General features: G+C 71.9%; 9 protein-coding genes. 6 read left to right on the top strand and 3 right to left on the bottom strand.

Features of this window, described 5'->3' with window-relative positions; translation table 11 throughout:
- Nucleotides 1-95 precede the first annotated feature (95 nt).
- Nucleotides 96-1,013 carry a rhomboid family intramembrane serine protease gene (locus tag ACIGA3_RS01155; RefSeq protein ID WP_399708974.1) on the bottom strand — a complete coding sequence of 306 codons (918 nt, stop codon included), beginning with the start codon at nucleotides 1,011-1,013 and terminating at the stop codon, nucleotides 96-98.
- 292 nt (nucleotides 1,014-1,305) lie between these two features.
- Here ACIGA3_RS01155 and ACIGA3_RS01150 point away from each other — a divergent pair, with 292 nt between their 5' ends.
- A complete protein-coding gene (locus tag ACIGA3_RS01150) occupies nucleotides 1,306-2,532 on the top strand; it encodes an esterase/lipase family protein (RefSeq protein WP_399708971.1) in 1,227 nt (408 codons plus the stop codon).
- Nucleotides 2,533-2,538: 6 nt separating this feature from the next.
- Here the strand turns inward: ACIGA3_RS01150 and ACIGA3_RS01145 are convergent, their stop codons facing one another.
- Nucleotides 2,539-3,432: a hypothetical protein gene (locus tag ACIGA3_RS01145; RefSeq protein ID WP_399708968.1), complete on the bottom strand. Its 894-nt coding sequence runs from the start codon at nucleotides 3,430-3,432 to the stop codon at nucleotides 2,539-2,541.
- 114 nt (nucleotides 3,433-3,546) lie between these two features.
- Between ACIGA3_RS01145 and ACIGA3_RS01140 the strand changes: the two genes are divergently transcribed.
- The 4 genes from ACIGA3_RS01140 to ACIGA3_RS01125 all read left to right on the top strand — a co-directional run bounded on the left by ACIGA3_RS01140 (nucleotide 3,547) and on the right by ACIGA3_RS01125 (nucleotide 9,493).
- Nucleotides 3,547-3,885, top strand: a complete 339-nt coding sequence (locus ACIGA3_RS01140) for a chorismate mutase (RefSeq protein WP_388992228.1) — start codon at nucleotides 3,547-3,549, stop codon at nucleotides 3,883-3,885.
- An 89-nt stretch (nucleotides 3,886-3,974) separates the two neighbouring features.
- A complete protein-coding gene (gene pepN / locus ACIGA3_RS01135; protein WP_399708964.1) occupies nucleotides 3,975-6,455 on the top strand; it encodes an aminopeptidase N in 2,481 nt (826 codons plus the stop codon).
- Between the two features lie 249 nt (nucleotides 6,456-6,704).
- Complete coding sequence (locus tag ACIGA3_RS01130) at nucleotides 6,705-8,063, top strand: pyridoxal phosphate-dependent decarboxylase family protein (RefSeq protein WP_399708961.1); 1,359 nt, start codon at nucleotides 6,705-6,707, stop codon at nucleotides 8,061-8,063.
- Nucleotides 8,060-9,493 (top strand): lysine N(6)-hydroxylase/L-ornithine N(5)-oxygenase family protein, encoded by a 1,434-nt coding sequence (locus ACIGA3_RS01125; protein WP_399708958.1) that lies wholly within the window; start codon nucleotides 8,060-8,062, stop codon nucleotides 9,491-9,493. Before ACIGA3_RS01130 ends, ACIGA3_RS01125 begins: the two co-directional genes overlap by 4 nt.
- Here the strand turns inward: ACIGA3_RS01125 and ACIGA3_RS01120 are convergent.
- Complete coding sequence (locus ACIGA3_RS01120) at nucleotides 9,490-11,298, bottom strand: bifunctional metallophosphatase/5'-nucleotidase (RefSeq protein ID WP_399708955.1); 1,809 nt, start codon at nucleotides 11,296-11,298, stop codon at nucleotides 9,490-9,492. The genes ACIGA3_RS01125 and ACIGA3_RS01120 overlap by 4 nt on opposite strands.
- 150 nt (nucleotides 11,299-11,448) lie before the next feature.
- Between ACIGA3_RS01120 and ACIGA3_RS01115 the strand changes: the two genes are divergently transcribed.
- Complete coding sequence (locus ACIGA3_RS01115) at nucleotides 11,449-12,135, top strand: SIMPL domain-containing protein (protein WP_399708952.1); 687 nt, start codon at nucleotides 11,449-11,451, stop codon at nucleotides 12,133-12,135.
- Nucleotides 12,136-12,277: the final 142 nt, after the last annotated feature.

Genomic DNA, 12,277 nt, shown 5'->3' with positions numbered 1-12,277 from the left:
GTGTGCCGTACAAGGGCGTACGGAACATCAGACGGCGCCTGCCCGAAAGTCCCCGACCGGACGACTGGGCAGGCGCCGCCGCCTGTCCGGAGCGATCAGACGGTGCCGCTGGTGAGGGAGGCCACCTTCACCGCCGCCAGGCCCAGCAGCAGGACCAACAGCCCGGCACACGCGGCCCACTGGAGCAGGGTGCGGCGGTCGCCGCGCGGGATGTAGGCGAAAGCCAGGGTCACCACGGCGCCCGCGAGCAGGCCGCCCAGGTGACCCTGCCAGGACGTCATGAACGCCGAGATCACCAGCCACAGCAGCAGGCCCGTCATGTACTGGTTGACCGCCCGCATGTCGTAGCCGAGGCGGCGCCCCATCACCCAGTACGCGGCACCCAGGCCGAACACCGCGCCCGAGGCGCCCACCGTCGGTGCGTCCGGCGCGATCAGCAGGACCAGGACCGAGCCGCCGAGCGCCGAGAGCAGATACAGCGCGAGATAGCGGGCCCGGCCCAGCTGGGTCTCCACCACCCGGCCGACGTTCACCAGCGCCACCATGTTCAGCACGATGTGCACCACCCCGATCCCGTCGTCCGGCGGCATGTGCAGGAACGCGCCGGTCAGCAGCCGTTCCCACTGACCGCCGACGACCCCCTCCGGGCTCAGCGCCGGGTCGTAGGGGTACTGCCACAGATAGTGCGCCCCGTCCGGACCGACCAGGCCCGCGCCCAGCATCCCGAACCGGTCCACGACCGACGGCCGGGCCAGCTCCGCGAGATAAGCCAGCACGTTCAGCGCCACCAGCACCCAGGTGACCAGCGGAAACGTACTGATCCGGCCGCCGAAAGCGGTCCGCGCCTGCCGCGTCGAGCGGGCGCCCTCCCGCACGCACTCCACGCACTGATGGCCGACCGCCGCCTCGCGCATGCAGTCCGGGCAGATGTAGCGCTCGCAGCGGGTGCAGCGGACGTGCGACTCCACCTTGGGATGACGGAAGCACGTGGTCACGGCGGACTCGGCGGTCACGGCCGGCTCCTTCGAGGCAAGGGGGGGAGGGGACAGGGCGAGCCGGTGGGGACGGCGGCGAACAAAATAGCGAACCCGAGGGCCGGTGGCGGAGCCGCCCCCGCCTTTGATCAGCCGATTTCCCGACAGCGCGTCACCTCGCGGCCGTGGCGCACTCGTAGGAATGAAGCGACGGCCCGGGCACGGCCCGCGCGGTGGCGGCCGCGCCCATGATGATCCCGACTCCGCGCCATGCGCAGCCCTCCAGCCCAGCTCAGACGGGCTGCTGCGCCGTGCGCGGATTCGGGAGGAGATGACTGTGTCCGACCAGCAGAACGAGAAGGCGGAACAGAGCGTCGGCGAATTCACCCTCGCCGGCCCGCTGAGCACCACGCCCCCCACCGCGCTCCCGTACCCGGTCCCGGAGCCGGACGCCACGTGGGACCTGCCGCACGGCTTCGCCCACGTCTACTACGGAGCGGGCAACCAGGGCATCGTCCGGCCCGTCCTCATGGCCGACGGCTTCAACCTCGGCAAGAGCGACCTCGACTGGCTGTACGCGGGACTCGACCGCGACTTCCCGCTGCTGAGCGAGCTGCGCCGCCGGGGCCGGGACGTCATCCTCGTCGGCTTCAAGGAGCGCAGCGCGTCGATCCTCGACAACGCCCGGACCGTGACCGCCGCCGTCCAGCGGACCATCGCCGAGCAACTGGGCGACGCACTGCTCACGGTGGGCGGCTTCAGCATGGGCGGCCTCATCACCCGCTACGCGCTGGCCAAGATGGAGCAGGAGCACATCGACCACCGCACCAGCCTGTACTTCTCCTACGACACCCCGCACCGGGGCGCCTACATCCCCGTCGGCCTCCAGGCGTTCTCGCACTTCATCCCCCTGCCGAACGCCTTCGCCCGGCAGATGAACAGCCCCGCCGCCCGCCAGATGCTCTGGCGCCACTACGACCCGATGACCGGCGAGAGCGGCATCGCCCCGGAGCGCACCGAGTTCCTCCAGGACCTGGAGAGCGTCGGCGGCTGGCCGCGCATCCCCCGCACCCTGGCCCTCGCCAACGGCCGCGGCGACGGCACCGGACTCGCCGTCCCGCCCGGCGAGACCGTGCTCAAGACCGAGCGGATCTACCCCGGCACCGCCTTCTACGCCCAGGCCCAGGGCCGCGAGGTCACGGTCGCCGAGCTGAAGCGCCGCTTCCCCAAGGCCGAGAAGACCGTCACCACCAGCGGCTTCCCCGAGCTGGACGGCGCCCCCGGCGGCACCCTGCGTTCCTACGGCATCCTCGCCGACGCGCTGAAGAAGGCCGGTGCCCAGGTCGACCTGCGGCACGAGGAGATCTGCTTCGTGCCCTCGGTCAGCGCGGTCGCCGTCCGTGACCTGGACGAGCAGAAGGACCTGTACACCGCCGTCGACTCCCTGTCCCCGGAGGACAGCGACGTCGACGACTTCGTCTGCTCCGCGACGACGACCGCCCACACCGCCGTCACCGAGGAACTGGGCACCTGGCTCATCGACCGCCTGACCGACTGACCGGACTCAGGTGTCGCACTCCAGCACCGTCCGGCACAACCCGCAGCGGGCCCTGACCCGGCCCCGGACCGGGACCCGGATGCGCTGATGGCACACCGGGCACGGGAAGGACACCTTCAGGCCCGCCCCGTCCGGGGTGAACTCGTAGGGGGAATCCGGACGGGGCCGGGTGGTGTCGTGCCGGCCCATGTCGCGCCGGTCGTGGGTGTAACGGCGGCGGGCCGACCAGCCCGCACCGGTCAGCGGCGCCCGCCGCTCGTCCTCCCGCGCCCGCTCCCGCCCCGTCACGTACGCCGTGTACGCCTGCGGGCTGGTGAACCACACCGCCGGGTCCTCGCCGAACAGCGCGGCCCGCTTCGCCAGCACGTAGCCGAACTCCTCCGGGGTGAGATAGCCCAGCTTCTGCGACGCCTCGCCGTGCTCGCGGTAGGCGTCCAGCAGCAGCCAGCCCGCGCCGAGATACGTGGTCACCGTGTCGGTGAGGATCTCGTTCTCCGCCGTCGTCGGGAACTCGAGTCCCAGCCGGTGCAGATACACATGCGCCACCTCATGGGCGAGGGCCGCGCCGATGTCCTGGCGATGGGTGCGGAAACGGTCGTTCAGCTCCACGAAGTACTCCGGGCCCGCCGCCAGTTCGACATCGGCCGCGTGCCGCATCTCCCGGAAGCAGACGACCAGCCGCGCGTCCGGCAGCCGGAAATGCCGTACCAGCTCCCGCGCCACCCGCTGCGCGCCCAGATGCAGATCGTCGCCGTCGCCGAACGCCACGTCGGCCGGGGCCACGCTCGCCGCGAAGGTCCGCAGCCCCTCGTACGACAGACGCCGGTACAGCGCCGTGACCGCCGCCCGAACCGTCTCAAGGTGCGGGAAGCCGTGCTCCACCGGTCCGCCTGTCGCCACGCCCGCACCCCCGAAGGCCGCCCGGAACCTCCAACCTCCCTCCCACTGTAGGACCCCCGGCGCCACCGCGACCGCCCCGCGCCCCTTGAGCCCTGTCGTCTAGGGTGGACCCCCATGACCATCAGCAACACCGGCACCGGTGACGTCGACCCCGAGGCCCGCGAGGAACTGGAGCGGCTGCGGGCCAGCATCGACAACATCGACGCGGCCGTAGTCCACATGCTGGCCGAACGCTTCAAGGCCACCCAGCAGGTCGGCCGCCTCAAGGCCCGCCACCACCTGCCGCCCGCCGACCCCGGCCGCGAGGCCCGCCAGATCGAGCGGCTGCGCAGCCTCGCCGAGGACGCCCGCCTCGACCCCGCCTTCGCCGAGAAGTTCCTGAACTTCATCGTCGCCGAGGTGATCCGGCACCACGAGCGCATCGCCGAGGACACCGCCCGCACCCGCCCCTGACCGGTGTGAGCCGGGCGCACCGCCGGACATAAGCCGTGTACCGAATCCGCCCCTGTCCGCTGCCGGGGCGATCGGGCAGCATGGCATCCATGTCCGTACTGACGCGCGACGAAGCGCAAGCCCGAGCAGAGTTCCTCGACGTCCACCGCTACACCGTCGATCTCGACCTCACAGGCGGGGACGAGACCTTCGGCTCCCGCACCGCGATCCGGTTCACCGCGCGGACGGACGGCGACACCTTCGTCGAGCTGAAGCCCGCCGAGCTGCGAGCCGTCACCCTCGACGGACAGCCCCTGGACCCGCACACCCTCGACGGCAACCGGCTGCCGCTGAAGAACCTCACCGCGGGCGAGCACGAGCTCACCGTCGACGCCGCCATGCGCTACTCCCGCACCGGCGAGGGCATGCACCGCTTCACCGACCCGACCGACGGCGAGACCTACGTCTACACCCAGCTCTTCCTCGACGACGTCCAGCGCGTCTTCGCCGCCTTCGACCAGCCCGACCTCAAGTCCGTCTTCGACGTCACCGTCACCGCCCCCGACGGCTGGAACGTGCTCGCCAACGGCATCACCGAGCACCTCGGCGAGGGCCGCTGGCGCGCCGCCACCACCCCGCTCATCTCCACCTACCTCGTCGCCGTCGCCGCCGGCCCCTGGCACTCCGTACGCACCGAGCACCGCGGCCTGCCCTTCGGCATCCACTGCCGCCGCTCGCTGGCCCCCCACCTCGACGCCGACGCCGAGGAAATTTTTGAGGTCACCCGCGCCTGCTACGACCGCTACCACGAGAAGTTCGAGGAGCCCTACCCCTTCGACTCCTACGACCAGGCGTTCGTCCCCGAGTTCAACGCCGGCGCCATGGAGAACCCCGGACTCGTCACCTTCCGCGACGAGTTCGTCTTCCGCTCCGCCGTCACCGACACCGAGCGGCAGACCCGCGCCATGGTCATCGCCCACGAGATGGCCCACATGTGGTTCGGCGACCTCGTCACCCTCAAGTGGTGGGACGACATCTGGCTGAACGAGTCCTTCGCCGAGTACATGGGCTACCAGACCACCCTGGAAGCCACCCGCTTCACCCAGCCCTGGGTCGAGTTCGGCGTCACCCGCAAGTCCTGGGGCTACGACGCCGACCAGCGCCCCTCCACCCATCCCGTCGCCCCCGAGTCCGTCGACGACACCGCCGCCGCCCTCCTCAACTTCGACGGCATCTCCTACGCCAAGGGCGCCTCCGCGCTGCGCCAACTGGTCGCCTGGCTCGGCGAGAAGGACTTCCTCGCCGGCATCAACGTCCACTTCGAGCGGCACCGGTTCGGCAACGCCACCCTCGCCGACTTCATCGACTCCCTCGCCTCCGCCACCGAACGCGACGTACCCGCCTGGGCCGACGCCTGGCTGCGCACCACCGGCGTCGACAAGCTCACCCCCCACCTCACCACCACCGAGGGCACCCGCACCCTCACCGTCGAACACGACGGCAGCCGCCCGCACCGCGTCACCGCCGGCCTCTACGACCACGACCTCACCGAAGAGGGCCGCCTCACCCTGCGCGAACGCGTCGGACTCGACATCCCGCAGACCGCGCCCCAGCCCCTCGGCAAGCGGCCCGCGCTGCTCCTCCTCAACGACGGCGACCTCACCTACGCCAAGGTCCGCTTCGACCCCGAGTCCTTCCAGACCCTGCGCACCAGCCTGTCCGGCCTGCCCGACCCGCTCACCCGCGCCGTCGTCTGGAACGCCCTGCGCGACGCCGTACGCGACGGTGAACTCCCGCCCGCCGCCTACCTGGAGACGGCCCGCGCCCACCTGCCGCTGGAGACCGACCTCGCCCTCGTGCAGGGCGTCCTCGCCTTCGCCGGCACCCACATCGCCGACCGCTACCTCACCCCCGAGGAACGGCCCGCCGCGCTCGCCACCCTCGGCTCTCTCTGCCGCGACCTGCTGCGCCGCACCGAGGACGGCGACAACCCCGATCTGCGCCTGGTCGCCGTACGCCACTTCATCGACGTCGCCGCGCACCCCGAGACCATCGCCGCCTGGCTCGCCGACGGCACCGTGCCCGGCGGGCCCGAACTCGACCCCGAGCTGCGCTGGCGCATCCTCGGCCGGCTCGCCGTGCTCGGCGCCACCGACGAGGCCGCCATCGCCGCCGAACTGGAGCGCGACCCCTCCGCCAACGGCCAGGAGGGCGCCGCCCGCTGCCGTGCCGCGCTGCCCGACCCGGAGGCCAAGCGGCGCGCCTGGGAGTCGATGTTCGCCACCGACGACCTCTCCAACTACCTCTTCAAGGCCACCGCCCAGGGCTTCTGGCAGCCCGAACAGGCCGACCTCGTCGCTGAGTACGTACCCCGCTACTACGAGGAGGCGGTCGCGGTGTCCGCCCGGCGCGGGCCCGCCATCGCCACCGCCGCCGGTGCCTGGGCCTTCCCGCACCACGCCGTCGACGCCGAGAACCTGGCGCTGGGACAGGCGTGCCTGCGCGACGCCGACCCAGTGCCCGCGCTGCGCCGCAAGCTCGCCGACGAACTCGACGACCTGGCACGGGCGTTGCGGGTGCGGGGGGAGTAGCCCCACCTTTCTTTTTCGCCGGGCGGAGTGCTTCAGGACCCGAAGTCCCGCAGCCACTCCGCCCGGCGCGCGCATGCCCCGGATGCGGGCCCCACGCACTCCTCGAACAGACCTCGAACAGGCACAGCCGCTCCAACGCGTTTTCCCCGTACGGCAGTACCCATTTCCCGCTCCCGCTCGTTGTGCAGCGCGGACACCCGGCTCCCGAACCCTGAGCGCCCTGTGTGTCCCCGCCCCGCAGGAGAGCCCATGAGCACCCCGCCCCTCGCCTCAGGACCCCACGGCCCGGACGCCCTGCGCCCGCTGCTGGACACCGTCCTCGGCGCCCTCACCACCGGCGCCGCGGCCCGCGGCGGCCCGCTGCCCGCAGGCGGGCCCGACGCCGTCGCCGCCCGCGTCACCGACGCCCTCGGCGACGTACTCCCCGAGCACGGTGACCCCGACGCGCTGCGCGCCCTCGTGCACACCCTCGCCGCAGGCGCCGCCGACCCCGCCGACCCGCTCTGCGCCGCCCACCTGCACTGCCCGCCGCTCGCCGTCGCCACCGCCGCCGACCTCGCCGTCAGCGCGCTGAACCCCTCCCTGGACTCCTGGGACCAGGCACCCGCCGCCTCCGCCCTCGAAGCCCGCGTCACCGCCGCCCTCGCCGCCCGCATCGGCCTCGCCGACGCCGTCGTCACCACCGGCGGCACCGAAGCCAACCAGCTCGCCCTGCTGCTCGCCCGCGAGGCCCACGGCGCCCACGTCCGCCTCGTCTGCTCGGCCGCCGCCCACCACTCCCTGCCCCGCGCCGCCTGGCTGCTCGGCCTGCCCGACCCCGTCGTCCTCCCCGCGCCCAACGGCACCCTGGACCCCGTCACGCTGGACGCCGCCCTCACCGAGCTGACCGGGCCCCTCCTCGTCGCCGCCACCGCGGGCACCACCGACGCCGGGCTCATCGACCCGCTCCCCGAGATCGCCGCCCGCTGCGCCGCCCACCGCACCCGGCTGCACATCGACGCGGCCTACGGCGGCCCCCTCGCCCTCAGCGACCGCCACCGCACCCTGCTCACCGGACTCGATGCCGCCCACACCGTCGCCCTCGACCTGCACAAACTCGGCTGGCAGCCCGTCGCCACCGGCTTCCTCGCCGTCGCCGACGCAGCCGAACTCGACGCCCTCCACCAGCGCGCCGACTACCTCAACGCCGACGACGACACCGAAGCCGGCCTGCCCGACCTCCTCGGCCGCTCCACCCGCACCACCCGCCGCCCCGACATCCTCAAGGCCGCGGTCACCCTGCGCACCCTCGGCCGCACCGGCCTCGCCACCCTCATCGACCAAGTCCTCACCCTCGCCCAGGACTTCGCCGACCGCATCGAGGCACACCCCGGCCTCGAACTGTACGACCGGCCCACCCTCGCCACCGTGCTGTTCCGGCCCGCCCACGCCAGTGACGACGCCGTCGCCGCCGTCCGCCGCACCCTGCTGCACGAGGGCCGCGCCGTCCTCGGCCGGGCCCGCGCCGACGGCCGCCTCTGGCTCAAGGCCACCCTCCTCAACCCCCACACCGGGCCCGACGACCTGGCCCACCTCCTGAAACTCGCCGAAGGAAACACCCCCGCATGAGCCACCCACCCCACCCTTCATGCCAGGAGCCCGAGTCCCCCCGCGACCTCGTCGGCATCGGCATCGGCCCCTGCAACCTCTCCCTGGCCGCCCTCGCCGCACCCCTCGCCGAACTCGACGCCGTCTTCTACGAACAGCGCCCCGGCTTCGACTGGCACCCCGGCCTCCTCATCGACGGCGCCACCCTCCAAGTACCCTTCCTCGCCGACCTGGTGACCCTCGCCGACCCCACCAGCCCCTGGAGCTTCCTCAACTACCTCCGCACCCGCGACCGGCTCTTCCCCTTCTACTTCGCCGAGCACTTCCACATCCAGCGCGCCGAATACGACGCCTACTGCCGCTGGGTCTCCGGCCGCCTCCCCGGACTCCGCTTCCGCCACCAGGCCGACACCGTCCGCTGGAACCCCGAACGCGACGTGTTCGAGGTCGACTTCACCCAGCTCGACACCGACGGCCACGCCGAAGCCCTCGGCCGCACCCGCACCCGCAACATCGCCCTCGGCGTCGGCACCGCCCCCCACATCCCCGAACCCCTGCGCCCCCTCGCCGCCGCCCCCGGCGTCCCCGTCCTGCACGCCGCCGACTACCTCGCCTACCGCGACACCCTGCTCGCCGCCGGACACGTCACCGTCGTCGGCTCCGGACAGTCCGGCGCCGAGGTCCTCCTCGACCTGCTCCGCCACCGCCCCGAAGGCCGCGAACGCCTGCACTGGATCGGCCGCACCGCCGCCTTCGCCCCCATGGAGTACTCCAAGCTCGGCCTGGAGCACTTCACCCCCGACCACACCCGCTACTTCCACGCCCTCACCGAGCCGGTCCGTGACCGCCTCGTCGCCGCCCAGTGGCAGCTCCACAAGGGCATCGACGCCGGCACCCTCGCCGCCATCCACGACGAGCTGTACCGGCGCACCCTGCACGGCGGCTGGCCCGACGCCGTCCTCACTCCCGGCGTCCAGGTCCGCACCGCCGGACGCCTCGGCACCGGACAGGTCGAACTCCACCTGGAACACCTGGACCAAGGCGCCCGCACCCGCCTCACCACCGACGCCGTCGTCCTCGCCACCGGCTACCGGACGCGCCCCCTCGACGGCCTCCTCGCCGGACTCGACCCCCACCTGCGCCGCGACAGCGCCGGACGCCCCCTGATCGACGAGGACTTCCGGCTCGTCCTCGACCCCGCCGTCGGCGGCTCCGTCTACGTCCAGAACGCCGAACTCCACACCCACGGCGTCGGCGCCCCCGACCTCGGCCTCGCCGCCTGGCGCAGCGCCACCATCCTCAACTCCCTCACCGGCAAGGAGCAGTACCCGCTCCCCACCCGGACCGCCTTCACCACCTTCGGCCTCCACCCGCAACGCAAGAACCCCGGCGACGGCGCGACCGGACCGGCCCGCACCGCCACCGGGGCTTCACCCGGACCTGCCTACTAGAACACCGGCGTCCCGTTCCGTGTCAGCTTCCAGTCCACCGACGCGAAGTCCTCCGGGTCCAGCACACCCTTCGCGGTCACCCACTCCGCGATCCGCGTCCGGATCTCCGTCGACTCCGACCACAGCTCCTTCGCCGAAGCCACGTACGGGAACGCGCCACCGCCGTTCGCCCGGTAGTTGTTCACCGCGAACACGAACTGCGCCGCGTCGTCCAGCGGAGCCCCGCCGAACGTCAGGTTCCTGATCCGCGACCCGACGGGCTGCGCGATGTCGATGTCGTACGACAGCCCCGACACATAGTCGTAGTTGTAGTCGGGGCGGTCACCCGCGTTCGTCAGCTTGTCCACGTCCACCGGCGCGCCCGGCGCCGTCTGTACGTAGTACTGCGCCGAGTACTCCAGGTAGGCCCGCACCTGCGCACCCGTCAGCAGCTTCGCCACCAGCGTGTTGTCGTACACATACAGCCCCGACAGATCCCGGATGGTCACCTCGCCCGCCGGGATCTCGCTCGTCCGGGAGAACGGCGACGCCTGCGCCAGCACCGGCAGAGACGCGTACTCCGTGCCCGCCAGCGCGGCCCTGACCACGTCCTCCTGCACCTTGGTGATCAGGTCGATGATCGGGGCGTCCTTGTAGCGCGCCTCCACCGTGGTCAGCGGCACCGTCGCCCGGCCCACCACCTGGTTGACGTACGCCACCACCTTCGCGTGCTCCTTCGACAGCAGCTTGGTGATCTTCGGGTCGTCCGCCACCGTCCGCGAGTCCCGCAGCGACGCCTTCACCGACTCCACCTGCCAGCGGCCCCGCGTGAAGACCAGCTCGAAGTCGAACAGCGTCAGCCGCTCCGCGTAGCACAGCGGCTCCGACAGCACGACCGTCTTCCCCGACTTCTCGTTGACGACCCGCAGCTCCGGAATCTCCACATGCGCGTGCCCCACCAGGATCGCGTCGATCCCCGGCACCTGCCGCGCCACGTTCGCCGCCGCGTTCTCCACGTACGGCACCTGGTCACCGTAGGACGACGTGCCCGACGTACCCGAGTGCGCCGAGATCACCACCACGTCCGCGCCCATCGAGCGCAGCTTCGGCACCCACTTCGCGGCCTGCTCCTCAAGACCCTCGAACGCCAGCTTGCCCTGGACGTACGCCTTGTCCCAGATGGCGATGCCGGGGTTGGTCAGACCGAGCACCGCGACCTTCACCGGCGGGGCGCCCGGCACCTGGAACCGCTTCATGTAGTAGGGCGGGAAGGCGGGCTTCAGCGTCTTGGCGTCCACCGCGTTCGCGCCCAGCAGCGGGAAGTCGAGCTGGTGCTCGAAGCGGCGCAGCGTCTCGATGCCGTAGTTGAACTCGTGGTTGCCGAGCGCCGCCGCGTCGTACCCGATCGCGTTCATCGCCTTCGCCATCGGGTGCACCGGGCCGCCCTTGGCGGTGATCGGGTCCACCTTGGCGTAGTAGTACGTCAGCGGGGTGCCCTGGATCGTGTCGCCCGCGTCCAGCAGCAGGGTGTTGCGGCGGCCCTTCTCCGCGCGGACCTGGTTCACCAGCGTCGAGACACGGGCCAGGCCCTGCGCGTTGCCCGCGGCGTCGGTGTAGTCCGCGTTCTTGAAGTAGTCCCAGTTGAAGACGTGGCCGTGCAGGTCGGTGGTGCCCATCACGGTCAGCGCGTACCGCTTCTCCCGGTGCCCGTGGCGCCCCGCGGCCTCGGCAGCCTCCGCCACCGGGGCTCCCGCCCCGCCCGCGATCGCCACGCCCGCCCCGGTCACGGCGGACTGCTTCAGGAACTTCCGGCGGTCGAACGGCATCTCTCGGTCTCCTCGGCAAGGGGTCGACAACGCGCGTAGATTGTGGCCCGACCATGACAGGTCGCAACAGACCCCCCAGGTTGCGATCCGGTGACCGATTCCCGTCAACTCCCCCCGCCGGCCCACCGGACACATGACACAGTGGGACGTATGACCCCTGAGGCGAACCCCGCGTACGGCACCCCCGACGCCCCCCTCCTCGCCGTCCGGGGCGAGGCCGAGTTCCAGACCGAGGCCGAGATCGCCCGCATCGGCGTCACCGTCACCGCCCGAGGCCGCGACCGCCGCGCCACCCTCGACGACCTCACCCGCCGCAACACCACCGCCCTCGACCTCCTCAAGTCCTACGGCGACGCCGTGCCCGACCTCACCACCGGCGCCCTCAGCGTCACCCCCGAACTCAGCGAACGCGGCCGGGGTGAGCGCATCCGCAGCCACCAGGGCGTCGTCCGCATCGACGCCGAGATCACCGACTTCGCCGTCCTCGGCGAACTCACGGCCCGCCTCGCCGAGTTGGAGCTGACCGAGCTGGACGGCCCCTGGTGGTCCCTGCGCCCCGACTCCCCGGTGCACGCCGAGGCCCGCCGCCGCGCCGTCGCCGACGCCCTCCAGCGCGCCCGCGAGTACGCCGACGCGCTCGGTACCTCGCTGGCCGCCCTGACCGAACTGGCCGACACCGGCGCCGACCGGCCGCGCAACGTCTCCGCCTTCGGCCGCTCGGCCCGCCGCGCGGCCGACATGGCCGAATCCGCCGAGCCCTTCGATCTCCAGCCGGCGCAATTGTGGGTCTCCGCCCAGGTAACCGCGCGATTCACTCTCGTGCCTCCCCGGCTTTAGCGGCGCCGTGAACCGAAAGAACTATTGCGCGAAAAGCATCGCTCATAGGAGCGGATCATCGCACAATTCAACACTTGTCAATAACCCTTTCCCCAAAGGTTGTTGAGTGGCCATGGAGCCCGAATTCTCTACCCGTCGGTAA

Origin of the sequence: Streptomyces sp. NPDC085596 (assembly GCF_044541565.1) — a bacterium.
GTDB lineage: Bacteria > Actinomycetota > Actinomycetes > Streptomycetales > Streptomycetaceae > Streptomyces.
This window is presented reverse-complemented; position numbering and strand designations above follow the sequence as displayed.

Coding starts and splice junctions, on each gene's coding strand:
- ACIGA3_RS01150 (WP_399708971.1), top strand. CDS start 1,306: ATGACTGTGTCCGACCAGCAGAACGAGAAGGCGGAACAGAGCGTCGGC.
- ACIGA3_RS01140 (WP_388992228.1), top strand. CDS start 3,547: ATGACCATCAGCAACACCGGCACCGGTGACGTCGACCCCGAGGCCCGC.
- pepN (WP_399708964.1), top strand. CDS start 3,975: ATGTCCGTACTGACGCGCGACGAAGCGCAAGCCCGAGCAGAGTTCCTC.
- ACIGA3_RS01130 (WP_399708961.1), top strand. CDS start 6,705: ATGAGCACCCCGCCCCTCGCCTCAGGACCCCACGGCCCGGACGCCCTG.
- ACIGA3_RS01125 (WP_399708958.1), top strand. CDS start 8,060: ATGAGCCACCCACCCCACCCTTCATGCCAGGAGCCCGAGTCCCCCCGC.
- ACIGA3_RS01120 (WP_399708955.1), bottom strand. CDS start 11,298: ATGCCGTTCGACCGCCGGAAGTTCCTGAAGCAGTCCGCCGTGACCGGG.
- ACIGA3_RS01115 (WP_399708952.1), top strand. CDS start 11,449: ATGACCCCTGAGGCGAACCCCGCGTACGGCACCCCCGACGCCCCCCTC.